The organism is Embleya sp. NPDC020886 (genome assembly GCF_044333915.1).
Lineage (GTDB): Bacteria > Actinomycetota > Actinomycetes > Streptomycetales > Streptomycetaceae > Embleya.
In genome coordinates, this window is sequence record NZ_JBIRRX010000006.1 from 1 (window position 1) to 15,794 (window position 15,794).

Consider the following 15,794-nt stretch of genomic DNA (forward strand, 5'->3'; position numbering starts at 1 on the left):
CACGAGCGAGGGGCCACTTTTTTGTGGAGGAGCCTGCGACGGAGCAAAAAAGTGGTGCCTCGCGAGCCGGCGCCGAAGGCGCCCAACTAGAAGCAGCGCTGCATCGCCGAAAGCTGCCCACCCGCTCGCTGCTCTCGCGACCCGGGTCGGTGGTGCTCGCGTCTCCGCGACCCCGGTGGGCTGAACGTGCCCCGCCCGCGACCCAGCCCGCCCCGGCCTGCCGCCCCAGACCGGGCTGTTGCGGGCTCCGCCCCGCCCACGGCACCGTCCGACCACTCTCGCCGCGCCCGCGACTTCGGCCGCCCGCGCCGGCCGCGTCCCCGATCCTGACGGGCCGCCCCCAGCCGCGCCGACGGCCCCGCCCGTGCCCGTCGAGCCCGACTCGCGAGCGCGCCGGCCTGCCGTACCCGCGACTCCGGCCGCCCCCTCCGCGCCCCAAGGCGGGAGACCGAGTCGCCCGACCACCCGCGTTCGGAGCTGCCGTGGTCTTCCCCGGCTCGGGAGCTGGGCGGATTCGTCGTAGGCGTCTGTCAGGATGCCTGGTGTGGCGATGAACGATCCGGGTGTGGGCGGCGAGGAGGAGGGGCAGCTCACGCTTGGGGTCGAGGACGCGCGGCGGGCGGTGCGGGGGGCGCGGGGGCGTAGGGCGAAGGCCAACACGGCGGCCGACTCGTTGCCGGTGGCGCGGGTCGTGGTGGACAAGGGGCTGGTGCACCTGGACCGGCTTTTCGACTATTCGGTGCCGGCCAAGCTGGCCGAGGTGGCCCAGCCCGGGGTGCGGGTGCGGGTGCGGTTCGGGGCCAAGGTCGTGGACGGCCGGCGGCAGGGCGGCGGGCTGATCGACGGGGTGATCGTCGAACGGGTCGAGCGCAGCACGTACGGCGGCCCGCTGGCGCCGTTGGCGAGCGTCACCTCGCCCGAGATCGTGCTCGCGCCGCCGATGATCGAATTGGCCCGTGCGGTCGCCGACCGGTACGCGGGAACCCTCGCCGACGTGGTCCAGATCGCCCTGCCCGCCCGGCACGCGCGCGCCGAGGCGGAGCCGTCGGGCGACCCCCTGATCCGGCCCGCGGCGCCGGCCCCCGGGCCCTGGACGCGCTATCCGGCCGGCGCCGCGCACCTGGCCGAGTTGGCCGCCGGCGAGTCGCCACGCACGGTGTGGACGGCGCTGCCCGGGCCGCACTGGCCGGACGAGATCGCCCGGGCGATGGCGGCGACCCTGGCCGGCGGCCGTGGCGCACTCGCGGTGGTCCCGGACGCCAAGTCGGTCGAGCGCGTGGACGCGGCGCTGACCGCCCTGCTCGGCCGGGGCCGGCACGTCGCGCTGACCTCGGGCCTGGGGCCGGAGGAGCGTTACCGACGCTGGTTGGCGATCAACCGCGGGAGCGTACGCGCGGTGGTCGGCACCCGGGCGGCGATGTTCGCGCCCGTGGTGGAACTGGGCCTGGCGCTGGTCTGGAACGACGGCGACGACTCGCACGCCGACCCGAACGCGCCCTACCCGCACGTGCGCGAGGTACTGGCGATGCGGGCCGCGCGCGAACACGCCGGGTTCACCGTCGGCGGGCACGCCACCACGGTCGAGGCCGCCCAATTGGTGCGCTCCGGGTGGGCCCGTCCGCTGGACGCCGGCCGCGCGGCGGTGCGCGCTGCGGCCCCGCTGGTACGCACCACCGGCAGCGATCTGGACCTGGCCCGGGACGAAGCCGCCCGCGCCGCACGGCTGCCGAGCCTGGCGTGGGACGTCGCCCGCAAGGCGCTGCAGACCGGCCCGGTGCTGGTCCAGGTCCCACGCCGGGGCTACCTGGTCCGCACCTCGTGTCTGCGCTGCCGCGAACCCGCGCGCTGCGCACACTGCTCGGGACCGCTCGAACTTCCGTCCGGAGACGGCGTGTTGACCTGCGGCTGGTGCACCCGGCCGGCGCCGCACTGGCACTGCCGGGTGTGCGGCGGCGATCGCATCCGGGCCGGTGTGATCGGCGCGCGTCGCACCGCGGAGGAACTCGGCCGGGCGTTTCCGACCGTGCCGGTGCGTACCTCCGGGCGGGACGCGATCCTGACCACCGTGCCGGACCTGCCCGCGCTGATCATCGCCACGCCCGGCGCCGAACCCGTCGCGCCCGGCGGCTACGCGGCGGCCCTGCTCCTGGACGGCTGGGCCCTGCTCACCCGACCCGACCTGCGCGCCGGCGAGCAGGCGCTGCGCCGCTGGCTGGACGCGGCGAGCCTGGTCCGGCCCGCGGGGGAGGGCGGCATGCTGGTGGTGGTCGCCGAGTCCACGCTGCGCCCGGTGCAGGCGCTGGTGCGCTGGGACCCGCAGGGGTACGCGCTGACCGAACTGGTCGAGCGGGCCGAATTGAACCTGCCGCCGGTGTCGCGGATGGCGTCGGTGACCGGTCCGCCGGCCGGCATCGCCGACTTCCTGGCGGTACTTCGGCTGCCCGACGGGGCCGACGTGCTGGGGCCGGTCCCGGTCCCGGTCGCACCGGCCGCGCCGCGCACACCGGCCGCGCCGCCGCCCAGGGCCGACCCGCGCGCCGCCGAGACCCGCGCCGAACTCACCCGCGCCCTGTTCGGCGACACCCCGCCGCCGGGCCGCCGGCAGCCCGCGCGCCCCGCCCCGCCGCCCCACCACGAACGTGTCCTGCTGCGCATCGAACCCGGCCGCGGCGCCGAGCTGGCCCACGCCCTCAAGGCGGCCCAAACCCTCCGCCTGGCCCGCGCCGCGAACGATCCGGTCCACATCAGGATCGACCCACCGGACATCGGCTGAGCCGCCCGCGGCGCGCGACGCACACCGAGGCGGCCGAGCACGCCCGGCCGCCTCGACGGAACTCTCCTTCACCCGGGGACCCTCAGCCCCAGTGCGTGCGGCTCCCGCAGGACGCGGCCGACGGAGCGTCCGCGCAGCCCAGGGATTCGCGGGCGGCGGTGCGTTCGTCGAGCAGCGTGCCGGCCGCGTCGTAGGCGCGGATCCGGGTCGGCTCGGTGTCGCTGTTCGGCACGCTCGCGAGCCACACGCCGTTGCGTACCACCGCGCCCACCGTCGTCCCGTCGGGCAACTCGACCACGACCCGCGCCACCGCGCCGGTCGTACGGCCCCACCAGGTCGTCGAGGAGAGCAGGGCGATCCGAGGCGGTTCGACCGTGGGCGGCGTCCAGGCCAGGGTCCGGCGTACCTCGAACGCCCCGGCGAGCAGGCCGTCGGCGGCCTTCGGCGTCGGAAACTCCGGCAGGGACAGTTCGCCGTGGCATACGACCAGGCCCGGCTCGCCGGCCTTGCCCAGCACGAACGGGCGCAACTCGCCGTCCCCGACCAGCTCCCACGCGGTGAAGTACGGCTTGAACGCCGTGTCCGGCTCGCGTACCTGCCACAACTTCGGATCGGGCTTGGCCGAGGCACCGGGCGGTCGCGCACTCGATCCGGGCGGTGCGATCGACCCCTGCGTCGGCCACCCCGGGGGAGTCGCGGTCGATCCCGTCGGCAGGCCCTTCTCCGGCATCCGCGTCGGCATGTCGCCGGTGTACACCGCAGAGGCCGGCGGCGTGCCCGGCGGCGGGGTGTACCCCATGCTCGGCGGCGCGGCCGTCCCGGGCGCACCCGATCCCGGCGGCGACATCGTCGGCGGTGGCGCGGTGAATCCGGTCGGCTGCGGCGGCGGGACGGCGGCCCGCCGTCCCTGTGCCAGACACGCCGTCAAGGTCCGGGTCGCCACGTCCCACGGCACCGGATCGCCCGGCTTCGCCATTTCCCTGGCCACGCCCTGGGCCGGATCCTGTCCGACCACCGGGCCGGCCGGCGTCGGATGTTGCGGGTCGCGCCACGGCTGCGCGGCCAGGATCGCGCCCGCGCACACCACGAGCACCGCCCCCGCCGCGACGCCCGGCAGCAGCGCCCTGGTCCGCGACGGCCGATCCGTGTCCAGCATCGCGAGCAGCTCGCGCCTGCGTTGTTCGTGTCCCGGCAGTCGATCCTCGCCGTACGGGCTCACCGTGCCTCCTCGATGCCTCGGTACGTACTCGCGTGCACGCCCTCTTCGGCCAGCAGGCCGCCCAATCGTTTGCGCGCCCGGTGCATCCGCGCCTTGACCGTGCCCAGCGCGACGCCGAGGGCCGTCGCGGCCGCCTGCTGGTCCAGGCCGCCCCACACGCACAACTCCACGACGTCGCGCTCGTGTCGGGGCAGCCGCGCCACCGAGCGCCGCAGCGCCCGTGCCGCGTGCTCCTCGTCGATCCGCCGGGCCACCTCGTCCGCATGGTCGGGGACGTCCCGAGGCAGCGGTACGCGCGCGGCCAGCGCCCGATAGCGCTTGAGCGCGCGGCGCCGGTTCGCGAGCGTGCGGTTGGCCGTACCCAGCAACCACGGCAGCGCGCTGTCCCGGTCGAAGGTCACCTCCGCGCGCCGGCGCCAGGCGGTCAGGAACACCGCCGACGTCAGGTCCTCGGCCTCGGCTCCGTCCCCGATCCGCCGCAGCACATGCCCATACACCGCCCCCGCGTGTCGGTCGAACACCACCGCGAACGCATCGCGATCCCCCGCCCGGACCCGGGACCACAACACGTGATCCCCGTCCTCCTGCTCCTGATCCGTCGTCACACCCCGAGAGTGTCCGCCGCGCGCCCCGAGGTTGCCGCGCCCCCGAGCCGATTCCCGGCCCGCCCCGAGCCCGCCCCGAGCCCATTCGCTCCCGCACGCCCCGGGCCGCGACGCGTGCGGGGAGCGGGCCCGGCCGCTCAGTAGACTTGCCGCTCTCCGGTTCCGCTCGACCGGCGCCACCGCGCGGCCACCGCGCCGGAACGCCGCCGCGCGCCGGCGACACACTCGGCAGTACGTCCGATCACCGCCCGACCACCGATGGGGGAGCACACCCGTGGCAGTCCAGCCGATCCGCCTGTTCGGGGATCCCGTCCTGCGGAGCAAGGCCGACCCGGTCACCGTGTTCGACAAGGAGTTGCGGCGACTGGTCGCCGACCTCACCGACACGATGCGCGACGCGCCCGGCAGCGGCCTGGCCGCGCCGCAGATCGGGGTCGCCCTGCGGGTGTTCACCTACCAGGTGGACGGCGAGGTGGGACACCTGATCAACCCCGACCTGGACCTGTCCGAGGACGAACAGGACGGCCCCGAGGGCTGCCTGTCGCTGCCGGGCCTGCGCTACGACACCAAGCGCGCGTACGGCGTGGTCGCCAAGGGCTTCAACATGCACGGCGACCCCGTCACCATCGAGGGCACCCGACTGCTCTCGCGCTGCATCCAGCACGAGACCGACCATCTCGACGGCATTCTGTTCATCGACCGGCTCGACCGCGAGCAGCGCAAGGCCGCACTGCGTGCGCTGCGCGAGGCGGAGTGGGCCGGTCGGCCCGCCCCGCAGGTCAAGTTCTCCCCCCACGGCACCTTCGGGAAGGCCCTCTAAATCCCCATGCGCCTAGTCTTCGCCGGCACCCCCGAGGTCGCCGTACCCGCGCTCGAAGCCCTGCTGGAATCCCGGCACGAGGTGGTCGCCGTCGTCACCCGGCCGGACGCGCCCGCCGGCCGCGGTCGCAAGCTCGTCGCGAGCCCGGTGGCCGAGCGCGCCGCCGAGGCCGGGATCGAGATCCTGCGCCCGGCCAGGCCGCGCGAGCCGGAGTTCCTGGCCCGGCTCGCCGAGATCGCCCCCGACTGTTGCCCCGTGGTCGCCTACGGCGCGCTGCTGCCCAAGGCCGCGCTGGAGATCCCGGCCCAGGGCTGGGTCAACCTGCACTTCTCGCTGCTGCCCGCGTGGCGTGGCGCGGCGCCCGTACAACACGCGGTGCTGGCGGGCGACGACATCACCGGCGCGTGCACCTTCCTGATCGAGCAGGGCCTGGACTCGGGCCCGGTCTACGGGACGGTCACCGACGAGATCCGCCCCACCGACACCAGCGGCGACCTGCTGGAACGGCTGTCCCGGTCCGGCGCGCGCCTGCTCGTGGCGACCATGGACGGGATCGCCGACGGCAGCCTGGAGGCCCGCCCCCAGCCGCCGCACGGGGTCACCCTCGCGCCCAAGCTGACCGTCGAGGACGCCCGGGTCGACTTCACCGCACCCGCGCTGCGGGTGGACCGGGTGGTGCGCGGCTGTACACCCGCCCCCGGCGCGTGGACCACCTTCCGCGGCGAGCGCCTCAAGCTCGCCCCGGTCCGGCTGCGCGGCGGCGACAACGCGCTGGCCCCCGGCGAGATCGCGGTGGAGAAAAAGGTGGTCCGAGTGGGTACCGGCAGCCACGCGATCGAACTCACCCAGGTCCAGCCCCAGGGCAAACGCATGATGGCCGCCACCGACTGGGCCCGGGGCGCACACCCCGAGCCCGGTGAAACCCTCGGCACGAACTGAGCACCGTGACCAACGCCCCCGCCGCACGCCCCTACCGCCGCCCGCGTCCCGACGCCGCGCGGCTGGCCGCCTACGACGTCCTGCACGCGGTCGGCGAACGCGACGCGTACGCCAACCTGGTGCTGCCCGCGCTGCTGCGCGAACGCCGGATCATCCCGCGCGACGCCGCCTTCGCGACCGAGCTCGTGCACGGCACGCTGCGCCGCCAGGGCACCTACGACCGGATCGTGGCGGCCTGTACCGACCGGCCGATCAAGGAGATCGACCCGCCGGTGCTGGACGTGCTCGCGCTCGGCGTGCACCAGTTGCTGAGCATGCGCACCCCCGTCCACGCCGCCGTCTCGGCCACCGTGGAACTGGCCCGCGCGGTGCTCGGCGACGGCCGCGCCAAGTTCGTCAACGCGATCCTGCGCCGGGTCTCCAAGCAGGACCTGGACACCTGGCTGCGGCAGATCGCGCCGCCCTACGACGAGGACCCCGAGGGCCACCTCGCGGTCCTGCACTCGCACCCGCGCTGGATCGTGCAGGCCCTGTGGGACGCGCTGGGCGCGCGCGGCAACCCGCACGACCGCGCCGCGATGGAGGCGCTGCTGGCCGCCGACAACATCGCCCCGACGATCTCCCTGGTCGCCCGCCCGGGCCGGGTCGAACTCGCCGAACTGTACGAGGCCGGCGCCACCCCCGGCCGCTGGTCGCCGTACGCGGCCACCCTCCCCGAGGGCGACCCGGCCGGGATCAAGGCGATCCGCGACGGCCGGGCCGCGGTCCAGGACGAGGGCAGCCAACTGGTCGCCACCGCGCTGGCGAACGCGGAGGTCGAGGGCACCGAGAGCCGCTGGCTGGACCTGTGCGCGGGCCCCGGCGGCAAGGCCGGCCTGCTCGCCGCGATCGCCACCGGCCGCGACGTGTCGCTGCTCGCGGTCGAGCGCCGGCAGCACCGGGCCCGCCTGGTCCGCAACGCGATCGGCCACCTGACCCACCATCAGGTGATCACCGCCGACGGCACCCGGCCCGCGTGGCAGCCCGGCGGCTTCGACCGGGTGATCGCCGACGTGCCGTGCAGCGGCCTGGGCGCGCTGCGCCGCCGACCCGAATCCCGCTGGCGCCGCAAGCCCGAGGACATCCCCGAACTGGGCGAGCTGCAACGCGCGTTGCTGCGCAGCGCGGTGGCCGCGGCCCGCCCCGGCGGGGTGATCGCGTACGTCACGTGCTCGCCGCATCCGGCGGAGACGCGCGTGGTGGTGGACGACGTGCTGCGCGCGGGCGAGGCCGAGCTGTTCGATGCCCGGCCGCTGTTCCCGGGTGTGCCGCACCTGGGCACCGGGCCGGACGTACAACTGTGGCCGCACCTGCACGGCACCGACGCGATGTACCTCGCGCTGCTTCGTCGTACCGGCTGAACCACTCGTGGGCGCGCCGCGGATCACCCGCACGAATGGGGTGATACGCGGCTGAATCACTCCAAAGTGGGGGATAACGGCGTGGGTGGTCGGCACTCCGGGCTCGACCGCACCGGTCGCCCCTCGGATCGCAGGAAATCCGAGGGCGATCGCCGGTCGTCACCGCAGGAGCCGCCGTACCCATGTCCTCGCCCGCTCGCCGTGTTCCGCGTCCCGGTCCGCTCGCCCGCACGGGGGGAGCGGTGCGCGGCGAGTGGCGCAGGCTCACCGCGGTCCCGGTGCGCGAACTGCGCGCGCACGGCCTGCTGGCCATCCCGCTCACGGTGTGCACGGTGCTGCTGACCCTCGGCTTCTGGCTCGCCTGGCGCACCGCGTGGGGCGGCGACGTGGTGCGCGTGCTCGGCGGGGTGAGCGCGGGCATCCCGCTGCCGCTCGCGTTGTTGCGGACGCCGGTGTCGCTGTTCGTGCCCGCGCCCGACCTGCCGGTGTGGGGCGCGCTGATCCAGGTGCTGATCCTGTTCGGGCTGGCCGAACTCGACCTGGGTGCCCGCCGCACGCTGGTGATCGCCTACGTGGCCACGCTGTGCGGCACGCTGTCCGCGCGGGTGATGGTCGGGCTCGGCCCGGACCACCTGCTGGGCATCGACGCCCGGGACGGCGACATCCTGGACACCGGTCCCTCGGCCGCGGTGGTCGGCCTGGTGGTGTGCATCGCGATGGTGCGCCGTGCGCCGATCCTGTTCGTCGGCGTTTGGACCCTGATGATCGCCGAGGTCGTGGTCAAACCGAACCTGGCCGGCCGCGAGCACATCGCGGCGATGACCGGCGTCACGGTGTGCACCGGCGTGTACCTGGCCCGGCAGCGCCGCCGTATCCGGCTCGACCGGGCCGGCGACCCTCCGGGCCGGCCGGACGGCGGCGACCACCCGCGACCGAAGGAAGTCGCCCGCGATCGCCGGTGATGTTCGCCGCCGATCCTCGGCGAGGATCCAGAGGAATCCGAGGAATCGGAGAGCCCCGAGGGCGCGAGGACCCGAGGATGCGAGGACCCGAGGACCAGAGGACCCTTGAAGGGTCGTCTCGTCTTCAAGTATCTTGATATCGAGATATACCGAACGCGGCTCGACCGGAAGGGCGGCCATGCCCATCGACTTCCACAGCGACGCCAACCGGCTCACCTACGCCCGGCGCACGGCCGGCGAGGAATGGGCGCGCGTGGTGCGTGAGTTGGTCCGGCCGGCCGGCGCGCGTGTGCTGGACGTGGGCTGCGGAGGCGGGGTGTACACGACGAAGTGGCTGGATCTGGGCGCGGCGAGCGCGGTCGGGGTGGACTTCTCCGCCGCGATCCTCTCCGGCGCCCGGGAGCGGGCGGGGCGGCGCCCCGGCCTGTCCTTCCACCAGGGCGACGCGTACGCCACCGGCCTGCCGGACGGCGCGGCCGACATCGTCTTCGAGCGGGCCCTGATCCACCACCTCGACGACCTGACCGGATGTTTTCGCGAGGCCCGCCGGCTGCTCGCGCCCGGCGGCACGCTGATCGTCCAGGACCGCACCCCGGCCGACGTCACCCGCCCCGGTTCGCCGACCCACCTGCGCGGCTGGTTCTTCGAGCGATACCCGGCCCTGCTGGGCATCGAAGCCGCCCGCCGACCCATCGCGGCGGCGGTCGAGGCGGCGCTGCACGCGGCCGGCTTCGGTGCCGTGCGCACCACCGCGCTGACCGAGACCCGCCGCGAGTACGCCGACGCCCACGAGGTGGCCGCCGACCTGCGCGCCCGCACCGGCCGCTCGATCCTGCACGACCTCACCGACCCCGAACTCGACGACCTGGCCGCCTACATCCAGGCCCGGCTGCCCACCCGGGGCCCCATCCACGAAACCGACCACTGGACCCTCTGGTCGACCACCCGCGAACCGAAGGCAAAGGGCCTCCCGCCCCGGCGAGGACGACGAGAGGCCCAATCCATTCACTCATTGTGACGAAGCTCGCGCGGCCCCGGGGACTCCACCCGAGCCCGAAATCCGCCGCCCGACTACCCAATGCAACGGGCGGGCGGGCACGCGGAACCCGTCCGCCCTAGTGAGCGCAGCGCTCCGCGGCCCCCGTCGCCAACGCGCGCAACCGGTCCACCGCCGCACCCGGATCGCGCCCGTCGAACACCGCCGACCCGGCCACGAACACGTCCGCGCCGGCCTCCGCGCACATCTCGATGGTCTTCGCGGACACCCCGCCGTCCACCTGGAGCCACATCTGCAGGCCGTGCTTGGCGATCAACTGCCGGGTCCGGCGGATCTTGGGCAGCATGATGTCCAGGAAGCTCTGCCCGCCGAAGCCCGGCTCGACGGTCATCACCAGGAGCATGTCCAACTCCGGCAGCAGGTCCTCGTACGGCTCGATCGGGGTGGCCGGCCGCAGGGCCATCGACGCCCGTGCGCCCTTGGCCCGCAGGTCCCGGGCGAGCTTGACCGGGGCGGTCGCGGCCTCGACGTGGAAGGTCACGCTGCCCGCGCCGGCTTCCGCGTAGGCGGGCGCCCAACGGTCCGGGTCCTCGATCATCAGGTGCATGTCGATGGGCGTTTCGGTGGCCTTGATCAGGCTCTCGACCACGGGCAGGCCGATGGTCAGGTTCGGGACGAAGTGGTTGTCCATGACATCCACGTGGAGCCAGTCGGCGTTGCGCACCTGCGCGACCTCGTCGGCGAGGCGGGCGAAGTCGGCGGACAGGATGCTCGGATTGATCTGCACGGTCATGCGCACAGAATCTCATCGTCGGGACAGTCCTTCGGCACCGCCTCGACCGTCGAGCTGACGATACGTCAGATCATCCACACCGCAGTCGCGTTCGGATATACGAACGCACCGTGACGGACGGCACAGGTTGGCCAAGGTCAACGTTGTCGGCCGCCGTGGCACACTTCGAGGTGTACGAAAGTCACGTACGCGCGCTCCGGGGTCGGTGAAAATCCGAACCGGCGGTTACAGTCCGCGACCCGGTCGATGCCCCACAGCACGTGGAGCGACGGCCGGCTGAACCGGTGGAATTCCGGTACCGACGGTTAAAGTCCGGATGGGAGGCAGCGCGCGGCGAGCGACTGCGGCATGTCCGCGTACCCACGGTGCGCCGACATCCCCGCCCGTCGATTCGTCGTGCCGTCCTGCCCGGAAACACCCCGGTGCCCCGCGTCGCAACGCGAGGAGGCACGAGGTGCAGGGCAACACCGTCCCGCCGGTCGACGAGGCCACCGCGATGCGCCGCGCCGTCGCCCTGGCAAGCCGCGCCCTCGGTCACACCAGCCCCAATCCCGTGGTCGGCTGCGTCGTGCTCGGCCCCGACGACACCGTGGTCGGCGAGGGCTTCCACACCCGCGCCGGCGCCCCGCACGCCGAGGTCGAGGCACTGCGCGCGGCCGGATCCGCGGCCCGCGGCGGCACCGCGTTCGTCACCCTCGAACCCTGCTCGCACACCGGCCGCACCGGCCCGTGCACCCAGGCCCTGATCGACGCCGGCATCCGCCGGGTGCGCTACGCGGTCGCCGACCCCAACCCGGCCGCGGCCGGCGGCGGTGCGGTGCTGCGCGCGGCGGGCATCGACGCCGAGGGCGGCCTGCTCGCCGCCGAGGCCGAGGCGGGCAACCGGGCCTGGCTGACCGCGACCCGACTCGGCCGCCCGCACGTGACCTGGAAGTACGCCGCCACCCTGGACGGGCGCAGCGCCGCCGCCGACGGCAGCAGCCGCTGGATCACCTCCGCGGCCTCGCGCGCCGACGTACACACCCTGCGGGCGAGCGTGGACGCGGTGCTGGCCGGCTCCGGCACGCTGCTCGCCGACGATCCGCACCTGGCCGTGCGCGACGTGCCCGGCGCCCGGCAACCGCTGCGGGTGGTCGTGGACACGCACGCGCGTACCCCGGCGACCGCCCGGGTCCTGGACGACGCGGCACCCACCCTGATCGCGGTCGGCCCCGACGCGGACGCCGACCACCTGCCCCGGGCCGTCGTACTGCGCGTACCGCGCGCCGAGACCGGCCTGGACCTGCCCGCGCTGCTGAAGGAGTTGTACGCGCGCGACGTGCGCGCCGTGCTGCTCGAAGGCGGCCCCACCCTCGCCGGCGCGTTCGCCGCGGCCGGCCTGATCGACACCGTCGTGGGCTATCTCGCCCCGGCCCTGCTCGGCGCCGGACCCACCGCCCTGGGCCCGGCCGGAATCGGCACCATCTGCGAGGCGTTGCGACTGGACGTCGAAGACGTCGCCCGCCTCGGCACCGACATTCGCATCACCGCCCGCACCCGGCCGGAATCCGCCGGCCGAACGAAGGAGTCCTGACGCATGTTCACCGGAATCGTTGAGGAACTCGGCGAGATCGTGGCCATCGAGCGACTGACCGACTCGGCCCGGATCACCATCCGCGGCCCGGTCGTCACCACCGGTGCCCGGCACGGCGACTCGATCGCCGTCAACGGGGTGTGTCTGACCGTCGTGGACGACAAGGTCGACCCGGCCGAGGCCACCTTCACCGCGGACGTGATGCAGGAGACGCTGGACAAGTCGAGCCTGGGCGCGCTGACCACCGGCGCGCGGGTCAACCTGGAACGCCCGATGGTGCTCGGCGGGCGACTGGGCGGCCACCTCGTCCAGGGTCACGTCGACGGCACCGGCGAGATCCTCGCCCGCACCCCCGGCGAGGAGTGGGAGATCGTCGAGATCGCGCTGCCCGCGCACCTGGCCCGCTACGTCGTGGACAAGGGCTCGATCACCGTGGACGGGATCAGTCTCACCGTCGTGCGGGCACACGACGCGAGCTTCACCGTCAGCCTGATCCCGACCACGCTCGCGCTGACCACGCTCGGCGTCAAGACGGTCGGCGACCCGGTCAACCTCGAAGTCGACATCATCGCCAAGTACGTCGAACGGCTGGGCACGCACGGGCCCGGTACACAGGTGAGGGCATCGTGATCGGCTGGCTCAACGACGCCGCGTTCACCGTCGCCGACAAGCCGGTGCCGTGGTCCGACCTGCTCGGCCAGATCGCGTCGCTGGCCACCGTGGGGCTCGCGCTGCGCCGCAACCTGTGGGCGTGGCCCGTGCAGATCCTCGGCGCGGCCCTGCTGATCGCCGCCAACACCTCGGTGCACCTGGGCGGCAGCGCGATGCGCAACGTCGTCATCATCCTCGCGGCCGCCTACGGCTGGTGGCGCTGGGCCCGCGGGCGGCGCGACAGCGGCGAGGTGGAGATCCGCTTCGGGACCGGGTACGAGCGCATCGCACTGGTCGTGCTGATGGCGGCCGGCACCGTCGGCTTCGCGCTGCTGCTCGAACACACCGGCATCTCGTGGGCGCCGTGGCCGGACGCGTACATCTTCGTCGGCTCGGTCGTGGCGATGCTCGCCCAGGCCCGCGGCCTGTTCGAGTTCTGGCTGGTGTGGATCGCGGTCGACATGGTCGGCGTACCGCTGGCCTGGCAGCACGGCCTGGTGTTCAGCGGACTGGTCTACGGCGTCTTCTTCGTGATGTGCGTCGCCGGACTCGTCGACTGGTGGAACCGCTCCCGGCGGTACCGGGACAAGGGGGCTGCCCGCGTGGCAGATCGGCACCTGGAAGGGGCAACGGCGTGAAGACCAGCAGAGAAACCACCGACATCGAGGTGCCGGCGCAGAAGGCGGCACCGGACGAACTGGTGCTCGACACGATCGAGGACGCGATCAAGGCGATGGCCGCCGGCGAGGCGATCGTGGTCGTCGACGACGAGGACCGGGAGAACGAGGGCGACCTGATCTTCGCCGGCGAGTTGGCCACGCAGGCGCTGATGGCGTTCACGATCCGCTACTCCTCGGGCGTGGTCTGCGTGCCGATGCGCGGCGCCGACCTGGACCGGCTCAAGCTGCCGCCGATGACCGCCGTCAACGAGGACCGCAAGGGCACCGCGTACTCGGTCTCGGTGGACGCCAAGGACGGCGTGGACACCGGCATCTCGGCGGCCGACCGTACGCACACCGTGCGCCTGTTGGCCGACCCGAACACCTCGGCCACCGAGCTGACCCGACCCGGCCACATCTTCCCGCTGCGCGCGGTCGAGGGCGGCGTGCTGGTGCGCCCCGGGCACACCGAGGCGGCCGTGGACCTGGCCGAGCTGGCCGGCCTGGCCCCGGTCGGGGTGATCTGCGAGGTGGTCAACGACGACGGCACGATGGCCCGGCTGCCGCAACTGGTCCCGTTCGCGCGCGAACACGGCCTCAAGATCGTCACCATCGCCGACCTGATCGCCTACCGCCGGCGCACCGAACGCACCATCGAGCGGGCCGCCGAGACCCGGCTGCCCACCGAGCACGGCACCTTCCGGGCGATCGGCTACCGCAGCACCGCCGACGGCGTCGAGCACATCGCGCTGGTGGCCGGCGACATCGGCGACGGCGAGGACGTGCTGGTGCGGGTGCACTCCGAGTGCCTGACCGGCGACGTGTTCGGCTCGCTGCGCTGCGACTGCGGTCCGCAGTTGGAGGCCGCGCTGGAGCGGGTCACCACCGAGGGCCGGGGCGTGGTGTTGTACATGCGCGGCCACGAGGGTCGCGGCATCGGGCTGATCCACAAGCTCCAGGCGTACCAACTCCAGGACGCCGGCCACGACACCGTGGACGCCAACCTGGAACTGGGCCTGCCCGCCGACGCCCGCGACTACGGCACCGGCGCGCAGATCCTGGTCGACCTGGGTGTGCGCTCGATGCGGCTGCTCACCAACAACCCGGCCAAGCGGGCCGGCCTGGAGGGCTACGGCCTGGAGATCACCGGCCGGGTCGCACTGCCGGTGCACGCGACCGCGGACAACCTGCGCTACCTGCTCACCAAGCGCGACCGGATGGGGCACGACCTGCCCTGGCTGGACCCCACCGACGAGGCCGCGACCGCGCCCTCGGTCGGCGAGGTCGCCGACGTCGTCGACGCGAAGGGCCACGCGGTCAGCACCGCCTGACCGGGCCCGACCTCACCCGTACCGGTGAAACGCGCGCGGCGCCGTCCCCGCCGCGCCGATAGGTTCGACCTGCTCGACGCGGCGGAATCGATTCGCGGAATTCGATCCGCGGAAGTTCGATCCGCAGCACTCCACCACCGCATCCAGGCTTCCAGCCGTTCCAGCCGAAGGACACCGACAGACATGAGTGGCGCAGGAGCCCCGAAACTGACCGTCGAGGGCTGCCGTGACCTGCGCGTGGGCGTGGTCGCCGCGCAGTGGCACACCACCGTGATGGACGGGCTCGTGGACGGGGCCCTCAAGGCCCTGAGCGAGCTGGGCATCACCGAACCCACGCTGATCCGCGCTCCCGGCGCGTTCGAACTGCCCGTGCTGGCCAAGGCGCTGGCCGGGCGCGGCTACGACGCGGTGATCGCGCTCGGCGTGGTCATCCGCGGCGGCACCCCGCACTTCGAGTACGTGTGCTCGGCCGCCACCGACGGCCTGACCCGGGTCGCGCTGGACACCGGCGTGCCGATCGGCTTCGGGGTGCTCACCTGCGACACCGAGGAGCAGGCCCTGGACCGGGCCGGCCTGTCCGGCTCGCACGAGGACAAGGGCCGCGAAGCGGTGGAGGCGGCCGTCGCGACGGCGATGGCGTTGCGTACGCTCTCCGAACCGTGGCGTTCGGCCTGATCGGTCGCACCGACCGGGCGTTCACCCGCCACGTCACCCACAACCACGCGATGGGCACCATGAAGACGTTTGAACAGCTTTTCGACGAGCTGCGGGCCAAGGCCGCCTCGGGCCAGGAGGGCTCGCGCACGGTCGAACTCGTCACCGCCGGCGTGCACACGATCGGCAAGAAGGTCGTCGAGGAGGCCGCCGAAGTGTGGATGGCCGCCGAGCACGAGGGCGCCGACCGCACCGCCGAGGAGATCTCCCAGCTCCTCTACCACCTCCAGGTGATGATGGTCGCTCGCGGCATCTCGCTGGAGGACGTATACGCTCACCTGTGACGGCCGCCGTCTCCGGCCCGTGGCCCGGGCCGGGGACGCCGCCGTACCCGCAACCTCGTTCGGCACTTCCCGAA

General features: G+C 73.7%; 15 protein-coding genes and 1 riboswitch. Of the genes, 12 read left to right on the plus strand and 3 right to left on the minus strand.

The genetic code is table 11. The annotated features are described in order from the left end of the window. Positions 1-550 precede the first annotated feature (550 nt). Positions 551-2,773 carry a primosomal protein N' gene (locus ACH4U8_RS21940; RefSeq protein ID WP_395779563.1) on the plus strand — a complete coding sequence of 741 codons (2,223 nt, stop codon included), beginning with the start codon at positions 551-553 and terminating at the stop codon, positions 2,771-2,773. Between the two features lie 82 nt (positions 2,774-2,855). Here ACH4U8_RS21940 and ACH4U8_RS21945 read toward each other — a convergent pair whose 3' ends face one another. Together ACH4U8_RS21945 and ACH4U8_RS21950 are read right to left on the minus strand one after the other, a co-directional pair. Beyond that, the gene (locus ACH4U8_RS21945) at positions 2,856-3,992 is read right to left on the minus strand and encodes a hypothetical protein (RefSeq protein ID WP_395779565.1); all 1,137 of its coding nucleotides are present in this window, start codon (positions 3,990-3,992) and stop codon (positions 2,856-2,858) included. Continuing rightward, complete coding sequence (locus ACH4U8_RS21950; RefSeq protein WP_360318498.1) at positions 3,989-4,597, minus strand: sigma-70 family RNA polymerase sigma factor; 609 nt, start codon at positions 4,595-4,597, stop codon at positions 3,989-3,991. The genes ACH4U8_RS21945 and ACH4U8_RS21950 overlap by 4 nt, the downstream gene beginning before the upstream one ends. Before the next feature lie 274 nt (positions 4,598-4,871). Between ACH4U8_RS21950 and def the strand changes: the two genes are divergently transcribed. From def to ACH4U8_RS21975, 5 genes are all read left to right on the plus strand, one after another. Continuing rightward, complete coding sequence (gene def / locus ACH4U8_RS21955) at positions 4,872-5,417, plus strand: peptide deformylase (protein WP_395779567.1); 546 nt, start codon at positions 4,872-4,874, stop codon at positions 5,415-5,417. A 6-nt stretch (positions 5,418-5,423) separates the two neighbouring features. After that, a complete protein-coding gene (fmt, locus tag ACH4U8_RS21960; RefSeq protein ID WP_360318504.1) occupies positions 5,424-6,356 on the plus strand; it encodes a methionyl-tRNA formyltransferase in 933 nt (310 codons plus the stop codon). After that, positions 6,353-7,756: an RsmB/NOP family class I SAM-dependent RNA methyltransferase gene (locus ACH4U8_RS21965; RefSeq protein WP_379989684.1), complete on the plus strand. Its 1,404-nt coding sequence runs from the start codon at positions 6,353-6,355 to the stop codon at positions 7,754-7,756. Before fmt ends, ACH4U8_RS21965 begins: the two co-directional genes overlap by 4 nt. A gap of 182 nt (positions 7,757-7,938) precedes the next feature. Then, positions 7,939-8,718, plus strand: a complete 780-nt coding sequence (locus ACH4U8_RS21970; protein WP_395779569.1) for a hypothetical protein — start codon at positions 7,939-7,941, stop codon at positions 8,716-8,718. A 178-nt stretch (positions 8,719-8,896) separates the two neighbouring features. After that, positions 8,897-9,736, plus strand: a complete 840-nt coding sequence (locus ACH4U8_RS21975; RefSeq protein ID WP_360318513.1) for a class I SAM-dependent methyltransferase — start codon at positions 8,897-8,899, stop codon at positions 9,734-9,736. Positions 9,737-9,833: 97 nt separating this feature from the next. Here ACH4U8_RS21975 and rpe read toward each other — a convergent pair whose 3' ends face one another. Beyond that, a complete protein-coding gene (gene rpe / locus ACH4U8_RS21980) occupies positions 9,834-10,508 on the minus strand; it encodes a ribulose-phosphate 3-epimerase (protein WP_360318515.1) in 675 nt (224 codons plus the stop codon). Positions 10,509-10,695: 187 nt separating this feature from the next. After that, a riboswitch (FMN riboswitch) is annotated at positions 10,696-10,842 on the plus strand. Positions 10,843-10,962: 120 nt separating this feature from the next. On the opposite strand from rpe, the gene ribD reads away from it, so the two are divergent. The 6 genes from ribD to ACH4U8_RS22010 all read left to right on the plus strand — a co-directional run bounded on the left by ribD (position 10,963) and on the right by ACH4U8_RS22010 (position 15,720). Continuing rightward, positions 10,963-12,081, plus strand: coding sequence for a bifunctional diaminohydroxyphosphoribosylaminopyrimidine deaminase/5-amino-6-(5-phosphoribosylamino)uracil reductase RibD (gene ribD, locus ACH4U8_RS21985; RefSeq protein ID WP_395779571.1), 1,119 nt, complete (start codon positions 10,963-10,965; stop codon positions 12,079-12,081). A gap of 3 nt (positions 12,082-12,084) precedes the next feature. Further along, entirely contained in the window at positions 12,085-12,711 is a 627-nt protein-coding gene (locus tag ACH4U8_RS21990; protein ID WP_360318517.1) for a riboflavin synthase, read from the plus strand. Next, a complete protein-coding gene (locus ACH4U8_RS21995) occupies positions 12,708-13,370 on the plus strand; it encodes a nicotinamide mononucleotide transporter family protein (RefSeq protein ID WP_360318519.1) in 663 nt (220 codons plus the stop codon). The genes ACH4U8_RS21990 and ACH4U8_RS21995 overlap by 4 nt, the downstream gene beginning before the upstream one ends. Further along, entirely contained in the window at positions 13,367-14,722 is a 1,356-nt protein-coding gene (locus ACH4U8_RS22000; protein WP_395779573.1) for a bifunctional 3,4-dihydroxy-2-butanone-4-phosphate synthase/GTP cyclohydrolase II, read from the plus strand. Before ACH4U8_RS21995 ends, ACH4U8_RS22000 begins: the two co-directional genes overlap by 4 nt. A gap of 183 nt (positions 14,723-14,905) precedes the next feature. Beyond that, entirely contained in the window at positions 14,906-15,397 is a 492-nt protein-coding gene (gene ribH / locus ACH4U8_RS22005; RefSeq protein WP_360318523.1) for a 6,7-dimethyl-8-ribityllumazine synthase, read from the plus strand. 59 nt (positions 15,398-15,456) lie between these two features. Next, the gene (locus ACH4U8_RS22010) at positions 15,457-15,720 is read left to right on the plus strand and encodes a phosphoribosyl-ATP diphosphatase (RefSeq protein ID WP_379989683.1); all 264 of its coding nucleotides are present in this window, start codon (positions 15,457-15,459) and stop codon (positions 15,718-15,720) included. Positions 15,721-15,794: the final 74 nt, after the last annotated feature.

What these genes read in the sequence shown, in the direction of transcription:
- ACH4U8_RS21940 (WP_395779563.1), top strand. Translation starts at nt 551, where the DNA reads ATGAACGATCCGGGTGTGGGCGGCGAGGAGGAGGGGCAGCTCACGCTT.
- fmt (WP_360318504.1), top strand. Translation starts at nt 5,424, where the DNA reads ATGCGCCTAGTCTTCGCCGGCACCCCCGAGGTCGCCGTACCCGCGCTC.
- ACH4U8_RS21970 (WP_395779569.1), top strand. Translation starts at nt 7,939, where the DNA reads ATGTCCTCGCCCGCTCGCCGTGTTCCGCGTCCCGGTCCGCTCGCCCGC.
- ACH4U8_RS21975 (WP_360318513.1), top strand. Translation starts at nt 8,897, where the DNA reads ATGCCCATCGACTTCCACAGCGACGCCAACCGGCTCACCTACGCCCGG.
- rpe (WP_360318515.1), bottom strand. Translation starts at nt 10,508, where the DNA reads ATGACCGTGCAGATCAATCCGAGCATCCTGTCCGCCGACTTCGCCCGC.
- ACH4U8_RS21990 (WP_360318517.1), top strand. Translation starts at nt 12,085, where the DNA reads ATGTTCACCGGAATCGTTGAGGAACTCGGCGAGATCGTGGCCATCGAG.
- ribH (WP_360318523.1), top strand. Translation starts at nt 14,906, where the DNA reads ATGAGTGGCGCAGGAGCCCCGAAACTGACCGTCGAGGGCTGCCGTGAC.
- ACH4U8_RS22010 (WP_379989683.1), top strand. Translation starts at nt 15,457, where the DNA reads ATGAAGACGTTTGAACAGCTTTTCGACGAGCTGCGGGCCAAGGCCGCC.